Below are 18653 nucleotides of genomic sequence, written 5' to 3' on the forward strand. Positions count from 1 at the left end.
GGGCTTGCGCACATTAAAGTGCTCGCAGCCGTTCGTAGGCTGCGCTGGGGGCCGCATGGTGCGGGGCACGGGCCCCCGAAAAAAAATTAGCCGGGTTGGCCCTGCTCGACGTGTTCAGGATAGGTGCTGCGCCACAATTCAAAGCCGCCATCGAGGCTGTACACCTCGGAAAACCCCTGCCCAGCGAGGTAGGCCGCGGCGCTCTGGCTGGAGTTGCCGTGGTAGCACACCACCACCAGCGGTGCGTCGAGGTCTGCCGCGGTGATGAAGCCATGCACCGATTGGTTGTCCAGGTGTTGCGCCCCGGCGATATGGCCACTGGCATAGGTTTGCGGGTCGCGGATGTCGACGAACACCGCGCCTCGGTCTCGCAGGGCCTGGGCCTCGGCGGGGGGAATGCGTTTGAATTCAGACATCGTGTACTCCTGGAGCCAATAGTCGCCGTGTGGCATTGCAAAGATGTGTCAGCAGGCGCAGTGGTGCAACTGCCGTGTGTCGAGGTCCATCAGGGTCATGCGCCCGCCCCATACGCAGCCAGTGTCGAGGGCAAACACACCGGGTACGTCGCAGCGGCCTTCGAGCGCCGCCCAATGGCCGAACACAATGCCCGTTTCGGAGGCCTTGCGACCAGGGTGGGCGAACCACGGCGCGTAGCCGGGCGGGGCGCTGTCCAGGCCTTCCTTGGCCTTGAGGTCGAGGCGGCCGTCGGCGGTGCAGAAGCGCATGCGCGTGAAGTAGTTGGTGATCACCCGCAGGCGCTCGTTACCGCTGAGGTTCTTGTCCCACTTGTTCGGCTCGTTGCCGTACATGTTGTTGAGAAACGGCACGTACTGGGCGTCGTCGCGCAGCGCCGCCTCGACCTCGGCGGCCAGGCGCAGGGCCTTGGCGATGCTCCACTGCGGCGGGATGCCGGCGTGGACCATGGCCAGGTTGCGCGCCGGGTCGTGGTGCATCAGCTTTTGTTGGCGCAGCCACTGCAGCAGCTCGGGGGCGTCGGGGGCGTCGAGGATTTCCTTCAGCGTGTCGCCGCGCTTGAGCTTGTCGTGGTCATGGGCCACGGCCAGCAGGTGCAGGTCGTGGTTGCCGAGCACGCACACCAGGGCCTGGCGGATGCTGTAGAGGTAGCGCAGGGTTTCAAGGGATTGCGGGCCGCGGTTGACCAGGTCGCCGACCAGCCAGAGGGTGTCTTCGGCTGGGTTGAAGGCCACCCGCTGCAGCAGGCACTTGAGCGGTTCGAGGCAGCCCTGCAGGTCGCCGGCGGCATACGCGGCCATCAGTGCAGGGCCCCCGGCACGGCCAGGCGGAACGGCGCGATGAGGGCATCGAAGTGGCTGCCGTCGGCAGCGACCATCTGGTAGGTGCCGTGCATGATGCCCACTGGCGTGGGCATCACCGTGCCGCTGGTGTAGGTGTGGCTTTCGCCGGGGGCCAGGGTAGGCTGTTTGCCCACCACCCCGGCGCCGCGCACCTCTTCGACCTTGCCGTTGCCATCGGTGATGATCCAGTGGCGTGACATCAGCCGCGCCGGAACCTGCCCGTGGTTGCTGACGGTGATCGTGTAGGCGAACGCGTAGCGCCCCTGGTCGGGGCTCGATTGCTCGTCGAGGTAGCGGGTGGTGACACTGACGTCTATGCGGTAACGCGGGTCAGACATAAGTAAGCCTTATCGGTGTACAGCAAACTAGCAAGAGTCTAGGCGAGTTTGCGCCGCCGTCGCGGCGCATTCGGCGGTCAGGCGGCGGGCAGCGCGGCGAGCTGGTCGGCCAGGCGCACGAAGGCGGCCAGGTCGAGTTGCTCCGGGCGCAAGCTGCCGTCTACCCCGGCCGCTTCGATCTGTTCGGCGGGCAGCAGGGCCTTGAGGGTGTTGCGCAGGGTTTTGCGGCGCTGGTTGAACGCTTCGCGCACCACCCGCTCGAGCAGGCGGTGGTCCTTGGCCGGGTGGGGCAGCGTGGTGTGGGGCACCAGCCGGACAATCGCCGAGTCGACTTTCGGCGGCGGGTTGAACGCGCCGGGGCCGACGTTGAACAGGTGCTCCACGCGGCAGTGGTACTGCACCATGATCGACAGCCGGCCCCAATCGCCGCCGCCAGGGCCGGCGGCCAGGCGCTCGACCACTTCCTTCTGCAGCATGAAGTGCATGTCTTGGATCAACGTGGCGTTGTTCAGCAGGTGGAAGATCAACGGCGTGGAGATGTTGTACGGCAGGTTGCCGACCACCCGCAGGCTGCCCGGGGTGGCGCCCAGGCTGTTGAAGTCGAACTTCAGCGCGTCGCCTTGGTGCAGCCTGAAGTTGCCGCGCGCGCCGAACTGGCCCTGCAGGATCGGCACCAGGTCTTTGTCGAGTTCGATCACGTCGAGCTGCGCGCCGCTGCCCAGCAGGCCTTCGGTGAGGGCGCCCTGGCCGGGGCCGATTTCCAGCAGGCGGTCGCCTTCGAGGGCGCGGATGGCCCGCAGAATGCGGTCGATCACGCCGGCGTCATGCAGGAAGTTCTGGCCGAAACGCTTGCGCGCCCGGTGTTGGTATTGCTCGCTCATCAGGGTGTCTCGGCCATTTGGTAGGCGGTTTCCAGGGCGACGCGCAGGCTGCCGCTGTCGACCTTGCCGGTGCCGGCGAGGTCTAGCGCGGTGCCGTGGTCGACCGATGTGCGCACGATGGGCAGGCCCAGGGTCACGTTGACCGCGGCGCCGAAGCCCTTGTACTTGAGCACGGGCAAGCCCTGGTCGTGGTACATGGCGAGCACCGCATCGCAGTGCTCGAGGTATTTGGGGGTGAACAGGGTATCGGCCGGCAACGGCCCGACCAGGTTCATGCCTTCGCCGCGCAACTGCGCCAGCGCCGGCTCGATGATGTCGATTTCTTCCCGGCCCAGGTGGCCACCTTCGCCGGCGTGGGGGTTCAAACCGCACACCAGGATGCGCGGGTTGGCCAGGCCGAACTTGTTCACCAGGTCGGCATGGAGAATCCGCGTGACCCGCAGCAGCCGCTCGTGGGTGATCGCCGCGGCGACCTCGCGCAGCGGCAGGTGGGTGGTCACCAGCGCGACCCGCAGGCCGCCGGTGGCAAGCATCATCACCACCTGTTCGGTGTGGGTGAGCTCGGCGAGAAACTCGGTATGCCCGGAAAACGCCACCCCGGCATCGTTGATCACGCCCTTGTGCACCGGGGCGGTGATCATCCCGGCGAACTGCCCCTTCAGGCAGCCGAGGCCGGCGCGGGTCAGGGTTTCGATGACGAAGGGGCCGTTGGCGCGGTTCAGCACCCCGGCCTGGGTGGGCGCCGCCAGGGGCGTGTCCCACACGTACAGGCTACCCGCGGGGGCGGGCTGGTCGGGGAACTGGCCGGGGGCGACGCTGACCAGCGTGACCGCCAGCCCCAGCTGCGCGGCCCGCTCGGCGAGCAGGCTACGGCTGGTGATGGCGATCAAGGGGTGGGGCTGGGGTTGCGAGGCGAGCAGCAGGCACAGGTCGGGGCCTATCCCTGCCGGTTCGCCGGGAGTCAAAGCAAAGCGCAATGGCGTCACTGCTTGATTTCCACGTAGGCCTCGTCACGGATCTGACGCAGCCAGTTTTGCAGCTCTTCATCGTATTTGCGGCTGCGCAGCAGGTTGGTGGCCTGTTGCTCGCGCGCCTGCTCGGTCATGTCGGTGGCGCGGCGGCCCAGTACCTGCAGAATGTGCCAGCCAAACTGCGACTGGAACGGGCGCGACACCTGTTCGGTGGCGGTTTGCGCCATCACGTCGCGGAACTGCGGTACCACCGAAGCCGGGTCGATCCAGCCCATGTCGCCGCCATGCAGCGCCGAACCTGGGTCTTCGGAGAACGACTTGGCCAGCTCGGCGAAGTCTTCGCCGTTCTGGATGCGCTCGTAGATGCGGTCGATCAAACGCTTGGTTTCGGCCTGGCTGCGGATTTCGCTCGGCTTGATCAGGATGTGGCGCACGTGCACCTCATCGCGAACTTCCGCCGAGTTGCCGCGGGTTTCGACCAGCTTGACGATGATGAACCCGCCTGGCGCGCGCACCGGCTGGGTGATGTCACCGGGTTGCATGCTCGCCAGCAGGCGGTCGAACGGCGGTGGCAGCTGGGCAGCCTGGCGCCAGCCCATGTCGCCACGGTCCAGGGCGTTGTCGGCGGCCGAGCGGGCCAATGCCATCTGGCCGAAGTCGGCGCCTTGCTTGAGCTTGTTGTAGGTGTCCAGCGCTTGCTGGCCAGCCTGTTGGATCTGCTCGGAGTTGGCGCTTTGCGGAACCGGGATGGTGATGTTGGCCAGGTGGTATTCCTCGGACAACTGCGCCTTGCCCATGTCGGAGGCGAGGAAGTTCTTCACTTCTTGCTCGGACACCTGGATACGCTCGGCGACCCGGCGCTGGCGCACCCGGCTGACGATGATCTGGTCACGCACCTGGGCACGGGTTTCGTCGTAGCTCAGGCCGTCATGGGCCAGGGCCGCGCGGAACTGGCTCACGCTCATGTTGTTGCGCTGGGCGATGGTGCCGATCGCGTCGTTGAGCTCTTCGTCGGTGACCTTGATGCCCATGCGGTCGCCCATCTGCAATTGCAGGTTCTCGAGGATCAGGGCGTTGAGCACTTGCTTGCGCACGTCTTCGAGCGGCGGCAGCGAGCCGCCGCGCTTGGCGACATCCGCCTGGATGGCGCTGAGGCGCGCATCCAGTTGGCTTTGCATGATCACGTCGTTGTCGACGATGGCCACTACACGGTCGAGTTGCTGAAGCTGCGCATGGGCGCTTGAAGCGACGAGCAGCGCGCCCAGCAGAGCCGGGCGCAGCAGGTTACATAGCTTGGTCTTCACGTTCACGATAACCCTGAATGCCTCTGTCGAAGAAACTCTCGACCTTGTTGCCCACAATGCCACCGAGGCCTTTGAGGACGATTTGCAGGAAGACGCCGCGGTCGCCCTTCTCGTTTTCCGGTGCAGCTTGGCTGTACTCGTCGTAGCTGACCCAGTACCGGCTGACCAGGCGCAATTTCCAGCAGCAGTTGTCGTACTCGAACCCGCCGAAGGCTTCCAGCGTGCGGTTGCGGTTGTAGTCGTACTGCCAGCGGCTGATCACGCTCCATTGCGGCACGATGGGCCAGATGACCGAGAAGTCGTGCTGCTGGATCTTGTAGTAGTCCTTCACGTAGTTCGGGTCGCCCGGCTGGCCGTAGTCGCCGCCGTACTGCCAGCGGCCAGTGGCGCTGTCGTAGTGGACGATGTCGTCGCGGTAGCGGTAGCCGAAGTTGACGATCTTGTTCGGGTTGCTCTCGGGCTGGTAGTGGAACATCGCGCTGCCCGAGCGGGTGCTGTGGCTGTCTGGGTCCCAGTTGAAGTCCGAGGTGAAGCGCCAGTCGCGGTTGAAGTGGTACTCGTACTCCAGTGCGTAAGGCGATTCGCTGGCCTGGGCATCGTCGCGGTCGCGATAGTTGATGTCAGGCAACTGAACCTTGCGGTCCTTGAAGTAGTAGGCCTGGCCAACGCTGAAGCGCTGGCGCTCGAAGCCGTTGTCTTCGATCCAGCGGCTGGTCGCACCCAGCGAGAGCTTGTTCTCGTCGCCGATGCGGTCGGAGCCGGTGAAGCGGTTGTCACGGAACAGCGAGGAGTAGCTGAACGGCGACTCGGACGTGTCGAACACCGGGATGTCGGATTGGTCCTTGTACGGCACGTACAGGTAGAACATCCGCGGCTCGAGGGTTTGCCGGTACGACTTGCCGAACAGCGTGGTGTTGCGGTCGAAGTACAGGCCGCTGTCGAGGCTGGCGATCGGTACGCTGACGCTTGGCGATTTGTCGTAGTTCTGGTTGTTGGCGGCCATCTGCGACTTGCCGGTGCTGTCGAGGTCCAACTCGTACTGGGTGTACTTGTACTTCAGCTTCGGCGTGATGAAGCCCCAAGCCCAGTTCATCGGCAGGCTCACGGCTGGCTCGAGGTCCAGGCGGTCGCCGTTGGCGCGGTTCAGGCCCTGAATGTTGCGGTCAAGCCGCGGGCTGCTGAAGCCGTCTTCATCGGTATAGAAGCCGTTTTCCAGATCACGCTCGAAACGCGTGGCCTCGGCGTGGTAGTCGAACTGCAGCCCTTGTGGGCGGAACGGCAGAGTGCCGTCGATGCCCAGCTGTGGCAGGCGGCCGTACGGGGTCACGTCGGAAACGCTGGCCAACTGGTACTGCTGCACGTTCAGCCGCGCGGTGTAGCCCTGCTCGCCACGGTAAGTCAGCAAGCCCTGCTGGTTCACATACTCCCGCTTCTTCACACCGATCTGGTCGGTTTGCAGGTCCTGGAAGTAGTACGGGTCGCTGATCTTGGTGTAGTCGACGAAGGTCGACAGGCGCTGATCGAGGTTGCCCTTGTGCTGCACGTTAACCATCCAGCGGTCTTTCTGGTAGTCCGATTGCAGCTTGCGATCGTCGGTGTCGTCCGACAGGTAGCTGCCGCCGATCTGCCCTTCGCTGGTGGGCGTGAGGTAGCGGAACTCGCCTTCTACCTGGGTACCGCGCTTGGCCATGAAGTGCGGGTACAAGGTGGCGTCGTAGTTCGGCGCCAGGTTGAAGTAGTACGGCGTGACCAGGGTGAAGCCATCTTTACTGCTGCTGGAGAAGCTCGGCGGCAGGAAGCCCGACTGGCGGCGGTCGTCGATCGGGAAATAGATGTACGGGGTATACAGGACCGGGAAGTCCTTGACCCGCAGGGTGGCGTTGGTCGCCGTGCCGAAACCGGTGGCCGGGTTCAGCGTGATGTTGTTGCCCTTGACCATCCAGGCGTTGCTCGACGGCTCGCAACTGGTGTAGGTGCCGTCTTTCAGGCGGATGATGGCGTTTTCGGCGCGCTTGGCATACAGGGCGCTACCGCGCACCTTCTGCTTGTGCAGCACGTACTCGGCGTTATCGACCTGGGCGGCGCCGGTGTCGAGCTGCACTTCGGCGTGGTCGCCGACGATCAGCGCGCCGTTGTCGCGCACCTTCACGCTGCCGTTGAGCTCGCCGCGGTTCTCGGCCTGGTGCAGCGCGGCCTCGTCGGCCTCGATCTGCATGCTGCCCTGGCGCATGACCACATCACCAGCCAGTGTCGCGACCTGCTCTTGCTGCTGGTAGCGCGAGGCCTTGGCGTTGATGTAGGTGGGCGCGTCTTGCTTGGAACCGGTGTCGTTCATGCCCGGGCGAATGGGCTCGACATAGGTGCCGGAGCAGTACGGGCCGGTTTCGGCCAACTGCGCGGCGGTGAGTTTTTCCCGGGGGACCCAGTCGAGGTGGCTGTAGTCGGCGCTGCGAGACTTCAGGCCGCGGCCCTTGCTCTCGGTGACCAGCGTGGGGCCTTGGCCCTTGCCGCTGCCACTGACGACTTCACCTTCCACCGGGGTGCTCACCGAACCTGCCACGTGGGCGGGGCGCGGTGGCAACTGGGTGGCGGGGGCCTGGGTATTGCACGCCCAGCCACCACCGGCGGCGACCTGGCAGGCATACTGCTCGGCGGCGCCTACCTGGGTGGCGGCCAATGGCTGCATCGCCAATAGGCTGCCAGTGACCAGCAACGGGAATTTTCTACGAAACGCGGGGGTTTTCAATGCCATCTTATTAATCCGGGCTTCCTGCGTGCCATCTTCCCGCGCGGGGTGCACGCCTACTCGATGGTCTGAAAAAGATGCTGGATAATAAAGCATGACCCGCGTGAGGGCTAGCGCCCTCGGAGACCTCTATAAAATGCCACACCACGATGTACGCCTTGAAATGCTCAAGCCCTGGCTCGCCGCCGAACTGCTGCAGCTCTTTGCCCGCGAGGGCTGGGGCGCCGTGCCCGAGGGTACGCTGACCGCCGCCAGCAGCGACGCGAGTTTCCGCCGATATTTCCGCTGGGAGGGCGCCGGGCACAGTTTCATCGTGATGGACGCCCCGCCGCCGCAAGAAAACTGCCAGCCCTTCGTCGACATTGCCGCGCTGCTGGCCAGCGCCGGCGTGCATGTGCCGGTGATTCACGGCGAGGATGTACCCAAGGGTTTCCTGCTGCTCAGCGACATGGGCCGGCATACCTACCTCGACCTGATCGACGAAAACAACGCCGATGCGCTGTTCGCCGACGCCATCACCGCCTTGCTGGCCTACCAGCAGTTGCCGATGAACGCGCCACTGCCCAGCTATGACGTGGCCCTGCTGCGCCGTGAACTGGAGCTGTTCCCGGAGTGGTTCGTCGGCCGCCAGTTGGGCAAAACCTTCGATGCCGAGCAGCAGGCCGCCTGGGGCCGGGTCAGCCAACTGCTGATCGACAGCGCCCTGGCCCAGCCCAAGGTGCTGGTGCACCGCGACTTCATGCCGCGCAACCTGATGGCCAGCACGCCCAACCCAGGTGTGCTGGACTTCCAGGACGCGGTGTACGGCCCGGTCACTTACGACATCACCTGCCTGTTCAAAGACGCCTTCCTCAGTTGGCCCGAGCCGCGCGTGCGCGGTTGGCTTGAGGGTTACTGGCAGCAGGCGCGGGCGCAGGGCATCCCGGTGCAGGCCGAGCTCGACGAGTTTCTTCGCGCCAGCGACCTGATGGGCGTGCAGCGCCACCTGAAGGTGATCGGCATCTTCGCGCGCATTTGCCACCGCGACGGCAAGCCGCGCTACCTGGCCGACGTGCCGCGGTTCTTCGAGTACATCAGCGCGGTGCTGGCGCGCCGGCCGGAGTTGGCCGAGCTGAGCTGGCTGCTGGGTAGCCTGCTGGAGGCCGCCGAATGAAGGCGATGATCCTCGCCGCCGGCAAGGGCGAGCGCCTGCGCCCGCTGACCCTGCACACACCCAAGCCACTGGTGCGCGCCGCTGGCGTGCCGTTGATCGAATACCACGTGCGCGCGCTGGCGGCGGCGGGCTTCACGGAGCTGGTGATCAACCATGCCTGGCTGGGCCAGCAGATCGAAGACTACCTCGGCGACGGTTCGCGCTTCGGCGTGAGCATCGCCTGGTCCCCGGAGGGTGAGCCGCTGGAGACCGGCGGCGGTATCCACCGCGCCTTGCCGCTGTTGGGCGAGCAGCCGTTCGTGGTGGTCAATGGCGACATCTGGTGCGAGTTCGACTTCGCCCGGCTGCGCGCGCCGTTGCCCGGCTTGGCGCACCTGGTGCTGGTGGACAACCCCGCCCACCACCCGGGCGGTGACTTCGCCCTGGCCGGCGGGCAGGCCAGCGACCCGGCCGGGGAGGCCGCGCGCCTCACTTACAGCGGCATCGCGGTGCTGCACCCGCGCGTGTTCGAGGGCTGCGCCAGTGGCGCGTTCAAGCTGGCGCCGCTGCTGCGCCAGGCGATGGCCCAAGGCCAGGTAAGCGGTGAACGTTTCGCCGGGCGCTGGGTCGATGTGGGGACCCATGAACGGTTGGCCGAGGTAGAACACGTGTTGAGCGAGCGTAACTGATGTTGTGGCCGGTGACCTGGTTGGGCGTGGTGCTGGGGTTCGTGGTGGCGAACATTCCGGGGGCGATACTGGGCGCCTTGCTCGGCCAGGTGGCAGACCGCCGGCTGGAGTTGTACAGCTGGCCGCAACTGCGCGCGCGGTTGGGCGGCAAGCCGGCGATGGGCCAGGACGAGCTGCTGTTTACCCTGCTCGGGCGGCTGGCCAAGGTCAACGGTTTCGTTGACCAGAGCCACATCGAGCAGGCCCGCCGCGAAATGCAGCGCCTGGGCCTGGGCAGCACTGCCACCGCGCAGGCAATCGAGGCCTTTAACCGCGGGCGCGACGGCAAGCGCTCGCTGGTGCCTTATCTGCGTGCCCTGCAGCGCAAGCCCACGGCGGCCGAAGGCCTGCTGCGCGCCGGTTGGCGGATGGTCTGGGCCGACCACCGCGCGCACCCGGTGGAGTGCCAGTTGCTGGTGGACTTCGGCCGCTACATGGGCTGGTCGACCGCGCGGGTGCACGCGCTGAGCGCGGACTACGAGCCGCAACAGCAACAGCGCCAGGCGCCCGCGCCGGCAGTGCGCGAAGAACCCTACCAAGCGGCGCTGCGGCTGTTGGGCGTCAGCGCCGCCGCGGAACCTGAAGACATCCGCAAGGCCTACCGCCGCCTGCTCAGCAAGCACCACCCGGACAAACAGGAAGGCGCCGGGGCCAGCGAGTTCAAGGTGCGCGAGGCGACCGAGTACACCCGGCAACTGCACGAAGCCTATGCGCTGATTAAGGAGCGGCAAGGGTTTTAGGGCCTATCGCCCGGCACAGCCGGCCTCCCACCAGTTTTGTGTAAACCCTTGATTGACAAGGCAATACAAACCCCGTGGGAGGCCGTGGTCCGGCACTCCGGCTGTGCCGGGCGAAGGGCCATTCAGGTCATGCGCTCGGTAAAACCATCGAGAGAAGTCGGGGCTTTTAAACCTCAATTTAGCGCTCTGATTGCTTAAGTGAACAGCACTCCGGCTGTGCCGGTTCTAAGGATCCTGCCGCGGCTCCAGCCAGCCGCGCACCCGGCGGAACATCTGCTCCTGGGCATCCGGGTTGCCGGGCATGGCGGTCATCTCCACCTGGGTGTAGTGGCTGCCCGGCACCCGCCGGCTAGCCTGCAAGCGGGCCTTGGCCGAGTTGGCCAGCACCGGGTTGGCCGGGTAGAACAGGTCAACCACCGGCACTTTCAAGGCACTGGCCAGGCCGTCGAGCCCCTGCGGCGCCGAGCCTGGGGTGCGCGGGTCGACCATCGCCAGTTTCTGCGCCCGGCTGGGCTGGCGTTCGCTCAGGTAGCGCGCCGCCCAGTACGCCCCGGTGCCATGGCCAAGCAAGACGATGCTGCGGGCCTTTTGCTGGCTGGCGAAGGCCACGCCGGCGTCGATCCGGGCGAAAATCCGCTCTGCGTCGGTTTGCAGTTGGTCGTCGGTGCTGTCGCCGCCGCTACTGCTGGGGGCCTCGCTGGCGCCGGCGGCGGCCGCTTCGATCGGTGCGTTGGCGTCGGGTGGGGTCGACGAGCTGGGCGCTTTCGGTGGCGCCGGCTGGGTGTCGGCGCCACGCGGTTGCACGGCCTGGCTGAGCAGGTCGGGCAGGGTCAGGCTGAGGCTGCCCCATTTCACGTCGGGCAGGCGGTTGCGCATCGGCGCCACCACATCTGGCCAGTTGGCGCTTTCGCCGGCGCCGGGGAGGATGATCACCACGCCATCGGCGCTGGGCGCGTTGGCCGGCTTCCATAAGGCCAGGAAGGTATCGCCGCCGGCCTGCAGTTGTTGCTGTTCATCTGCCGGTACGCTGCGGGCGATGTCCTGGGCTTGCTCTTCGCTGCGGTCGAGCATCGGCGCGCGGGCGGCCGCGGGCGCCGGCGCGGCGGCGGGCTTGGCCGGGGCGTCTTCGGCCTGTGCCGGCAGGGCCAGTGGCAGGCCAAGCGCCAGGCACAGAGTGGGCAGTGCTAAACGTCGAATTGAAGGCATCGCGCTTTCCTGATCAAAATGCATGTGCCGAGCCTACTACGGCTATTCGATAAATGAGACCTTCATGCGCCGCCTTTCGTTGATCATCGCGCCCGCTCTTTACCTCTGGCTGGCCCTGGCCCAGGCCGCGCCCAGTGGCGAGCTGGCGTTGCCGCCGGCCCAGCGCGAGTGGCTGGCGCAGCACCGGGTATGGCGCATCGGCGTGGTGCTGCAGGCACCGTACGCGCAGTTCGACCGCCGCGCGCAGCAGTTGTCTGGGCTGAACGTCGACGTGGGCAATGCCCTTGGCCGGGTGCTGGGGGTCGAGCTGCAATGGAAGCAGTTTCCTGACCAGGCGGCGCTCGACAGCGCCTTGCGCCACGACCAGCTAGACCTGGCCACCGGCCTGATGCAAACCCCGGCCGGGCTGCGCCTGTGGAGTTATTCCGACCCCTACCTGCGCGTTGCCCAGCGGGTGGTGGGCGAGCGCAACGGTAACGGCAGCGTAGACCTCGAAGCCCTCTACGAGCACGAGCGCATCGCCGCCCGCGGCCCCGGCCCGCTGGTGGACTACCTGCGCACCACCTACCCGAACCTCGAGGTGCTTACCACCCCCCAGGAGCGCCGCGCATTGGAGGCAGTGGTGGCGCAGCAGGCGCGTTTCGCGGTGGTCGACGAAGCCCAGCTCAGCCGGCTGTCTCGCGAGCCCGAGTTCGCCGGCCTGGCGGTGGTGGCCGACGTTGGCCTGCCACAACTGTTGCGGGTAGGGTCGCGGGCCGACCAACCGCAGATGGCCGAGGTGATCGAAGCCGGCCTGCATGCCATCCCCGCCCGCGAAATCGAACAATGGCGCGAGCGCTGGTTGCAGCCGGCCTACCCGGCGCTGGCGGCCTCGCCCGGGTTTTGGCAGAACATCTGCCTGTTGCTGCTGGTGCTGGGCCTGGCGCTGGCGGCGATCGTCGCCTGGCAGCGGCGCCAGCAGCAGCACCTGGAGCAGCGCCTGGAGCAGGCCCGTGAGGCGATGGCGCAAACCCAGGCGCGCGAAGCAGCCCTGCGGCTGACGCAATTCTCCATCGACCAAAGTACCGTGGGCATCCTCTGGGTGAACTGGGACAGCCACATCCGCTACGCCAACCGCGCCGCCGAAAGCATGCTCGAACACCTGCCCGGCGCGCTGGTGGAGCGGCCTTTGGCCGACCTCGAGCCCGGCCTGAACATGGACCGCTGGCTCGGCCTGTGGCGGCGCGCGCGGGCCGGCGAAGACAGCCCAGTGTTCGAGATCCAGTGCCGCACCGCCAGCGGCGGCACCCTGCCGGTCGACGTCGCGCTGAGCTTTTTGCGCTTCGAAGAGGGTGAATACCTGGTGGTGTTTCTCACCGACGTCAGCGAGCGGCGGCGCACCCAGGAGCAACTGCGCGAACTCACCGCCCACCTCGAAACCGTTCGCGAAGAAGAAAAGGCACGCATCGCCCGCGAGGTGCATGATGAACTCGGCCAGGTGCTGACCGTGCTCAAGCTGGAAGTGACCATGTGCGAGCTGGGCTTCAGCGGCCAAGACCCACACCTGCAAGCGCGCATGGACAGCATGAAGCGGCTGATCGCGCAGTTGTTCCAGCAGGTGCGAGATGTCGCGACCGCGCTGCGCCCGCCGATTCTCGACGCCGGCCTGGGCTCGGCGATCGAATGGCAGGCCACCCGCTTCGAGGGCCGCACGCAGATCCCCTGCCTGGTGCAACTGCCCGAGCCGCTGCCAGCGATGAGCGACGCCATGGCCACCGGGCTGTTCCGTATTCTCCAGGAGGCGCTGACCAACATCATGCGCCATGCCCAGGCGCACAGCGTGGAGGTGAGCCTGGTGGTGGCCGGCGATGAACTGGAGCTGCTGATCAGTGACGACGGCCGCGGTTTTGACGTCGACCAACCGCGGCCGGCTTCATTCGGCCTGGTCGGGATGCGCGAGCGGGTGATGCTGCTCGGCGGCCGGTTGGCGATGCACAGCGAAGCAGGCGAGGGGACCACGTTGCGGGTCCGGGTGCCGTTGCAGAAAAGGAGCACAGGGTGATTCGAGTATTCGTGGCCGAAGACCACACGATCGTGCGCGAGGGCATCAAGCAGTTGATTGGCATGGCCGCAGACCTGCGCGTGTGTGGCGAGGCGGGCAATGCCGAGCAGTTGATCGAAGGGCTGCGGCAAACGCCCTGCGAGGTGGTGCTGCTCGACATCTCCATGCCCGGCGCCAATGGCCTGGAAGCGATCGGGCGGATCCGCGCGCTCAGCCCGGCGCCGGCGATCCTGATGCTGTCGATGCACGACGAAGCGCAAATGGCCGCCCGCGCCTTGAAGATGGGCGCCGCCGGCTACGCCACCAAAGACAGCGACCCGGCCCTGCTGCTGGCGGCGATCCGCCGGGTGGCCGGCGGTGGGCGCTACATCGACCCACAGCTGGCCGACCGCATGGTCTTCGAGGTGGGCCTGACCGACTCCCGGCCGCTGCACTCGCTGCTGTCGGAACGGGAGTTCTCGGTGTTCGAGCGCCTGGCCCAGGGCGTGGGGGTGAACGAGATCGCCGACCAGTTGGCGTTGTCGAGCAAAACCATCAGCACGCACAAGGCGCGGCTGATGCAAAAGCTGAAAGTGCACTCACTGGCGGAGCTGGTGAAGTACGCCATGGAACACAAGATCATCTGAGCGTTCTGTTCGCGACACCGGCGCCGCCGCGCCAGCATGGGCCACGGCGCCGGGGCCCTGCCGGCGCGTGCCAAAACGCGCCATCGCTGTAGGGCACGCCCTACACGCGCGCTTCCGCCGCGCTGAAATCATTCTCTCCTGGCCGCCGATTTTCCGGGGGCTGGCGCTTGCGTACGCTGGGGCCCATGCATCACCAACAAGGGTATGGGACATGAGCGAGGCAAAGCCGGGCGCGGCAGACATTCTGGTCAGCTTCCGTGGGGTACAGAAGAGCTACGACGGTGAGAACCTCATCGTCAAGGACCTCAACCTGGACATCCGCAAGGGTGAGTTCCTCACGTTGCTCGGCCCTTCGGGCTCTGGCAAAACCACCAGCCTGATGATGCTGGCCGGCTTCGAAACGCCCACCGCCGGCGAGATCACCCTGGCCGGGCGCGCCATCAACCATGTGCCGCCGCACAAGCGCGACATCGGCATGGTGTTCCAGAACTACGCGCTGTTCCCGCACATGACGGTGGCCGAGAATTTGGCCTTCCCGCTCTCGGTGCGCGGCATGAGCAAAAGCGACGTGGCCGACAAGGTGAAAAAAGCCCTGGGGATGGTCCAGCTCGACGCCTTCGCCCAGCGCTACCCGGCGCAACTGTCCGGCGGCCAGCAGCAGCGCGTGGCCCTGGCCCGGGCGCTGGTGTTCGAGCCGCAGTTGGTGCTGATGGACGAACCCCTCGGTGCCCTCGACAAGCAGCTGCGTGAGCACATGCAGATGGAGATCAAGCACCTGCACCAGCGCCTGGGCGTGACCGTGGTGTACGTGACCCACGACCAGGGCGAAGCGCTGACGATGTCTGACCGGGTGGCGGTGTTCCACCAAGGCGAGATCCAGCAGATCGAAGACCCGCGCTCGCTCTACGAGCACCCGAAGAACACCTTCGTGGCGGGCTTTATCGGCGAGAACAACCGCCTCGCCGGGCAACTGCTCAGCCGTGACGGCGAGCGCTGCGTGGTCGGCCTGGCCCGTGGCGAAAAGGTCGAGGCGCTGGCGGTGAACGTCGGCCAGCCGGGTGACGCGGTGACGCTGTCGATCCGCCCCGAGCGGGTGCGCCTGGGCCAGCACAGCGACCAGCACGCCAACCGATTTTCCGGCCGCGTGGCCGAATTCATCTACCTGGGCGACCACGTCCGGGTACGCCTGGAAGTAGCCGGCAACACCGACTTCTTCGTCAAGCAACCCATCGCCGAACTCGATCCTGCCCTCTCGGTCGGCGATGTTGTACCCCTCGGCTGGCCGGTGGAGCACGCCCGCGCGCTCGACCCGTTGACCGTATGACATGAAAAACAAGAAGAACACCTACCTGCGATCTGGAGAGAAGATTTCATGCTCAAGCAACTGAAGTTCAGCGCCCTGGCCCTGGGGATGATGGGGGCGGTCAATGCCATGGCGGCAGACCTCACGCTGGTATCGTTCGGCGGCGCCAACAAGGCCGCCCAGGTCAAAGCCTTTTACGAGCCGTGGGAAGCCGCGGGCAAAGGCAAGATCGTCGCCGGCGAGTACAACGGTGAAATGGCCAAGGTCAAGGCCATGGTCGACACCAAGAGCGTGTCGTGGGACCTGGTCGAAGTCGAGTCGCCGGAACTGGCGCGCGGCTGCGACGAAGACATGTTCGAACGCCTCGACCCCAAGCAATTCGGTGACAGCGCCGACTACGTGAAAGGCGCCATCCAGCCTTGCGGCGTGGGCTTCTTCGTGTGGTCCACGGTGCTGGCCTACAACGCCGACAAGCTCAAGGCAGCGCCCACCAGTTGGGCTGATTTCTGGGACGTGAAGAAATTCCCAGGCAAGCGCGGCCTGCGCAAGGGCGCCAAGTACACCCTGGAATTCGCCCTGATGGCCGACGGCGTGGCCCCGGCCGACGTGTACAAGGTACTGGCCAGCAAAGATGGCCAGAACCGCGCGTTCAAGAAGCTCGACGAGCTCAAGCCGAACATCCAGTGGTGGGAAGCCGGCGCCCAGCCGCCGCAGTACCTGGCCTCGGGTGACGTGGTCATGAGCTCGGCCTACAACGGCCGGATTGCCGCGGTCGCCAAGGAAAGCAACCTGAAGGTGGTGTGGAACGGCGGCGTGTACGACTTCGACGCCTGGGCCATCCCGAAGGGCGCGAAGAACGCCGAGGAGGCGAAGAAATTCATCGCCTACTCCGTGCAGCCTGAGCAGCAGAAGGTCTACGCCGAGAACATCGCGTACGGCCCGGCCAACAACAAGGCCGTGAGCCTGTTGAGCAAGGAAGTGACCGCGAACATGCCCACCACGCCACAGAACCTGGAAAACCAGGTGCAGATCGACGTGAACTTCTGGGCCGACAACGGCGAGCAGCTCGAGCAGCGTTTCAACGCCTGGGCCGCGAAGTAAAACCGTGGGAGGCCGGCTGTGCCGGGCGAGAGGGCTGGACTGGCCCTTCGCCCGGCGCAGCCGGCCTCCCACGATCAACATGTGTTGCAGTTGTGGAGCATCCCCATGGCCCTTTCCATCCCTCTGGCCAGCGCCGCCAACCCAAGCCTGAAGCAACGCCTGGCGCGTGCTGAACGCGTGAACCGGCTCAAGGCCCAGGCACTGATCGCCCCACTGGTGGTGTTCCTGCTGCTGGTGTTCCTGGTGCCCATCGCCGCCTTGCTGTACCGCAGCGTGAGCAACCCGGAAGTGGTCAACGCCATGCCGCGTACCGTGGTGGCGGTCAAAGCCTGGGATGGCAAGGGCCTGCCGGGTGAGGCCGCGTACCAGGGGCTGGCCGAAGACCTGGCGCAAGCCCGGCAGGACCAGCAACTGGGCGACCTCTCCAAACGCCTGAACATGGAATCGGCCGGCTACCGCAGCCTGCTGATGAAAACCGCCCGCGCGCTGCCGTTCAGCGACGTGCCGGCCTCTTATAAAGACGCACTGGAAGCCCTCGACGAGCGCTGGGGAGACCCGGCCTATTGGCAGGTGATCCGCCGCAACACCAGTGACGTCACCCCCTATTACCTGCTGGCGGCCACCGATCACCGCATCGATGACCTCGGCGAACTGGCCCCGGCCACCCCGGACCAGGCGATCTACCTCGACATCTTCGCCCGCACCTTCTGGATGGGCCTGGTGATCACCGCCCTCTGCCTGGCGCTGGCCTACCCGTTGGCCTACCTGCTGGCCAACCTGCCGGCGCGCCAGAGCAACCTGCTGATGATCATGGTGCTGCTGCCGTTCTGGACCTCGATCCTGGTGCGGGTGGCGGCGTGGATCGTGCTGCTGCAGTCGGGCGGGCTGATCAACAGCGCGCTGATCGCCGTGGGCGTGATCGATAAACCACTGGAGCTGGTGTTCAACCGGGTGGGCGTGTACATCTCGATGGTGCACATTCTGCTGCCGTTCATGATCCTGCCCATCTACAGCGTGATGAAGGGGATCTCCCCCAGCTACATGCGCGCGGCGATTTCCCTCGGCTGCCACCCGTTCGCCAGCTTCTGGCGGGTGTACTTCCCGCAAACCTACGCCGGCGTGGGCGCCGGTTGCCTGTTGGTGTTCATCCTCGCCATCGGCTACTACATCACCCCGGCGCTGCTGGGCAGCCCCAACGACCAGATGGTCAGCTACTTCGTGGCCTTCTACACCAACACCAGCATCAACTGGGGCATGGCCACCGCGTTGGGCGGGTTGCTGCTGCTGGCCACCGTGATTCTCTACCTGATCTATAGCAAGCTGGTCGGCGCCAGCCGCCTGCGCCTGAGCTGAGGAAACCGCCATGCTGAGCCCCTATCAGTCGCCCGTGGAACGTGCCTGGTACTACGCGTTGCGGATTCTCTGCGCGCTGATCCTGTTGTTCCTGATCTTGCCGGTGCTGGTGATCGTGCCGTTGTCGTTCAACTCGGGGAGCTTCCTGGTGTACCCGATGCAGGGCTTCTCGCTGCACTGGTACCAGGACTTCTTTGCCTCCGATGAGTGGATGCGCGCGCTGCGCAACAGCATCATCGTGGCGCCAGCGGCGACCGTGCTGGCCATGCTGTTCGGCACCCTGGCGGCGATCGGCCTGGTGCGCGGCAACTTCCCCGGCAAGCCGTTGGTGATGGCGCTGGTGATCTCACCCATGGTGGTGCCGGTGGTGATCATCGGGGTGGCCAGCTACCTGTTCTTCGCCCCGCTGGGGTTGGGCAATAGCTACCTGTCGCTGATCGTGGTGCACGCGGTGCTGGGCGTACCGTTCGTGATCATCACCGTGTCGGCGACCTTGCAGGGCTTCAACTACAACCTGGTGCGCGCCGCCGCCAGCCTGGGGGCCTCGCCGCTGCTGGCGTTTCGCAAGGTGACCTTGCCGCTGATCGCCCCCGGGGTGATTTCCGGCGCGTTGTTCGCCTTCGCCACCTCGTTCGATGAAGTGGTGGTCACGCTGTTCCTCGCCGGCCCCGAGCAGGCCACGCTGCCGCGGCAGATGTTCAGCGGCATCCGCGAGAACCTCAGCCCGACCATTGCCGCGGCGGCCACCTTGCTGATCGGGTTTTCCGTGGTGCTGTTGCTGGTGCTGGAATGGCTGCGCGGCCGGGGTGAGCGCCTGCGCACCAGCCCGGTGGCGTGAGCCGCGTCATCGCGGCAACGGTTGGCTTG

General features: G+C 66.0%; 17 protein-coding genes. 9 read left to right on the forward strand and 8 right to left on the reverse strand.

The genetic code is table 11. The features are described 5' to 3' along the window. Window positions 1–86: 86 nt before the first annotated feature. The 7 genes from glpE to ACFZCE_RS21200 all read right to left on the reverse strand — a co-directional run bounded on the left by glpE (window position 87) and on the right by ACFZCE_RS21200 (window position 7562). A complete protein-coding gene (glpE, locus tag ACFZCE_RS21170; RefSeq protein WP_390942475.1) occupies window positions 87–416 on the reverse strand; it encodes a thiosulfate sulfurtransferase GlpE in 330 nt (109 codons plus the stop codon). A gap of 48 nt (window positions 417–464) precedes the next feature. Beyond that, window positions 465–1274, reverse strand: coding sequence for a symmetrical bis(5'-nucleosyl)-tetraphosphatase (locus tag ACFZCE_RS21175; protein ID WP_390942476.1), 810 nt, complete (start codon window positions 1272–1274; stop codon window positions 465–467). After that, the gene (apaG, locus tag ACFZCE_RS21180; RefSeq protein ID WP_390942477.1) at window positions 1274–1654 is read right to left on the reverse strand and encodes a Co2+/Mg2+ efflux protein ApaG; all 381 of its coding nucleotides are present in this window, start codon (window positions 1652–1654) and stop codon (window positions 1274–1276) included. Before apaG ends, ACFZCE_RS21175 begins: the two co-directional genes overlap by 1 nt. 77 nt (window positions 1655–1731) lie before the next feature. After that, the gene (gene rsmA, locus ACFZCE_RS21185) at window positions 1732–2535 is read right to left on the reverse strand and encodes a 16S rRNA (adenine(1518)-N(6)/adenine(1519)-N(6))-dimethyltransferase RsmA (RefSeq protein WP_390942478.1); all 804 of its coding nucleotides are present in this window, start codon (window positions 2533–2535) and stop codon (window positions 1732–1734) included. Further along, window positions 2535–3521 carry a 4-hydroxythreonine-4-phosphate dehydrogenase PdxA gene (pdxA, locus tag ACFZCE_RS21190; protein ID WP_390942479.1) on the reverse strand — a complete coding sequence of 329 codons (987 nt, stop codon included), beginning with the start codon at window positions 3519–3521 and terminating at the stop codon, window positions 2535–2537. The genes rsmA and pdxA overlap by 1 nt, the downstream gene beginning before the upstream one ends. Further along, window positions 3518–4816, reverse strand: a complete 1299-nt coding sequence (locus ACFZCE_RS21195) for a peptidylprolyl isomerase (RefSeq protein ID WP_390942481.1) — start codon at window positions 4814–4816, stop codon at window positions 3518–3520. Before ACFZCE_RS21195 ends, pdxA begins: the two co-directional genes overlap by 4 nt. Continuing rightward, window positions 4791–7562: an LPS assembly protein LptD gene (locus ACFZCE_RS21200; RefSeq protein ID WP_390942482.1), complete on the reverse strand. Its 2772-nt coding sequence runs from the start codon at window positions 7560–7562 to the stop codon at window positions 4791–4793. The genes ACFZCE_RS21195 and ACFZCE_RS21200 overlap by 26 nt, the downstream gene beginning before the upstream one ends. 130 nt (window positions 7563–7692) lie before the next feature. Between ACFZCE_RS21200 and ACFZCE_RS21205 the strand changes: the two genes are divergently transcribed. Genes ACFZCE_RS21205 through ACFZCE_RS21215 form a run of 3 tightly spaced genes read left to right on the forward strand, consistent with a single transcriptional unit; the run spans window position 7693 to window position 10156 of the window. Continuing rightward, the gene (locus ACFZCE_RS21205) at window positions 7693–8709 is read left to right on the forward strand and encodes a phosphotransferase (RefSeq protein WP_390942483.1); all 1017 of its coding nucleotides are present in this window, start codon (window positions 7693–7695) and stop codon (window positions 8707–8709) included. Further along, a complete protein-coding gene (gene murU, locus ACFZCE_RS21210; protein WP_390942484.1) occupies window positions 8706–9377 on the forward strand; it encodes an N-acetylmuramate alpha-1-phosphate uridylyltransferase MurU in 672 nt (223 codons plus the stop codon). The genes ACFZCE_RS21205 and murU overlap by 4 nt, the downstream gene beginning before the upstream one ends. Further along, the gene (locus tag ACFZCE_RS21215) at window positions 9377–10156 is read left to right on the forward strand and encodes a TerB family tellurite resistance protein (protein WP_390942485.1); all 780 of its coding nucleotides are present in this window, start codon (window positions 9377–9379) and stop codon (window positions 10154–10156) included. The genes murU and ACFZCE_RS21215 overlap by 1 nt, the downstream gene beginning before the upstream one ends. Window positions 10157–10381: 225 nt before the next feature. Here the strand turns inward: ACFZCE_RS21215 and ACFZCE_RS21220 are convergent, their stop codons facing one another. Further along, on the reverse strand, window positions 10382–11362 hold the full coding sequence (locus ACFZCE_RS21220) for a DUF3530 family protein (protein WP_390942486.1): 981 nt from the start codon (window positions 11360–11362) through the stop codon (window positions 10382–10384). A gap of 64 nt (window positions 11363–11426) precedes the next feature. Here ACFZCE_RS21220 and ACFZCE_RS21225 point away from each other — a divergent pair, with 64 nt between their 5' ends. The 6 genes from ACFZCE_RS21225 (at window position 11427) to ACFZCE_RS21250 (ending at window position 18624) form a co-directional block, all read left to right on the forward strand. Beyond that, a complete protein-coding gene (locus tag ACFZCE_RS21225; protein WP_390942487.1) occupies window positions 11427–13403 on the forward strand; it encodes a histidine kinase in 1977 nt (658 codons plus the stop codon). Then, complete coding sequence (locus ACFZCE_RS21230; RefSeq protein ID WP_390942488.1) at window positions 13400–14029, forward strand: response regulator; 630 nt, start codon at window positions 13400–13402, stop codon at window positions 14027–14029. The genes ACFZCE_RS21225 and ACFZCE_RS21230 overlap by 4 nt, the downstream gene beginning before the upstream one ends. A 211-nt stretch (window positions 14030–14240) precedes the next feature. Then, complete coding sequence (locus tag ACFZCE_RS21235; protein WP_390942489.1) at window positions 14241–15353, forward strand: polyamine ABC transporter ATP-binding protein; 1113 nt, start codon at window positions 14241–14243, stop codon at window positions 15351–15353. Between the two features lie 48 nt (window positions 15354–15401). Continuing rightward, entirely contained in the window at window positions 15402–16433 is a 1032-nt protein-coding gene (locus ACFZCE_RS21240) for an extracellular solute-binding protein (RefSeq protein WP_390942490.1), read from the forward strand. 105 nt (window positions 16434–16538) lie between these two features. Further along, window positions 16539–17786, forward strand: coding sequence for an ABC transporter permease subunit (locus ACFZCE_RS21245; RefSeq protein WP_390942491.1), 1248 nt, complete (start codon window positions 16539–16541; stop codon window positions 17784–17786). Between the two features lie 10 nt (window positions 17787–17796). Further along, window positions 17797–18624, forward strand: a complete 828-nt coding sequence (locus ACFZCE_RS21250) for an ABC transporter permease subunit (protein ID WP_390942492.1) — start codon at window positions 17797–17799, stop codon at window positions 18622–18624. The last annotated feature ends 29 nt before the right edge of the window (window positions 18625–18653 follow it).

The sequence above is a fragment of the Pseudomonas sp. NPDC007930 genome (assembly GCF_042958985.1).
Taxonomy (GTDB): domain Bacteria; phylum Pseudomonadota; class Gammaproteobacteria; order Pseudomonadales; family Pseudomonadaceae; genus Aquipseudomonas.

Bases quoted from the DNA above. Each gene is read 5' to 3' on its own strand.
- ACFZCE_RS21175 (WP_390942476.1), bottom strand. From the start codon at position 1,274: ATGGCCGCGTATGCCGCCGGCGACCTGCAGGGCTGCCTCGAACCGCTC.
- ACFZCE_RS21200 (WP_390942482.1), bottom strand. From the start codon at position 7,562: ATGGCATTGAAAACCCCCGCGTTTCGTAGAAAATTCCCGTTGCTGGTC.
- ACFZCE_RS21250 (WP_390942492.1), top strand. From the start codon at position 17,797: ATGCTGAGCCCCTATCAGTCGCCCGTGGAACGTGCCTGGTACTACGCG.
- ACFZCE_RS21205 (WP_390942483.1), top strand. From the start codon at position 7,693: ATGCCACACCACGATGTACGCCTTGAAATGCTCAAGCCCTGGCTCGCC.
- murU (WP_390942484.1), top strand. From the start codon at position 8,706: ATGAAGGCGATGATCCTCGCCGCCGGCAAGGGCGAGCGCCTGCGCCCG.
- ACFZCE_RS21225 (WP_390942487.1), top strand. From the start codon at position 11,427: ATGCGCCGCCTTTCGTTGATCATCGCGCCCGCTCTTTACCTCTGGCTG.
- glpE (WP_390942475.1), bottom strand. From the start codon at position 416: ATGTCTGAATTCAAACGCATTCCCCCCGCCGAGGCCCAGGCCCTGCGA.
- ACFZCE_RS21215 (WP_390942485.1), top strand. From the start codon at position 9,377: ATGTTGTGGCCGGTGACCTGGTTGGGCGTGGTGCTGGGGTTCGTGGTG.
- ACFZCE_RS21235 (WP_390942489.1), top strand. From the start codon at position 14,241: ATGAGCGAGGCAAAGCCGGGCGCGGCAGACATTCTGGTCAGCTTCCGT.
- apaG (WP_390942477.1), bottom strand. From the start codon at position 1,654: ATGTCTGACCCGCGTTACCGCATAGACGTCAGTGTCACCACCCGCTAC.
- ACFZCE_RS21240 (WP_390942490.1), top strand. From the start codon at position 15,402: ATGCTCAAGCAACTGAAGTTCAGCGCCCTGGCCCTGGGGATGATGGGG.
- rsmA (WP_390942478.1), bottom strand. From the start codon at position 2,535: ATGAGCGAGCAATACCAACACCGGGCGCGCAAGCGTTTCGGCCAGAAC.
- ACFZCE_RS21220 (WP_390942486.1), bottom strand. From the start codon at position 11,362: ATGCCTTCAATTCGACGTTTAGCACTGCCCACTCTGTGCCTGGCGCTT.
- ACFZCE_RS21245 (WP_390942491.1), top strand. From the start codon at position 16,539: ATGGCCCTTTCCATCCCTCTGGCCAGCGCCGCCAACCCAAGCCTGAAG.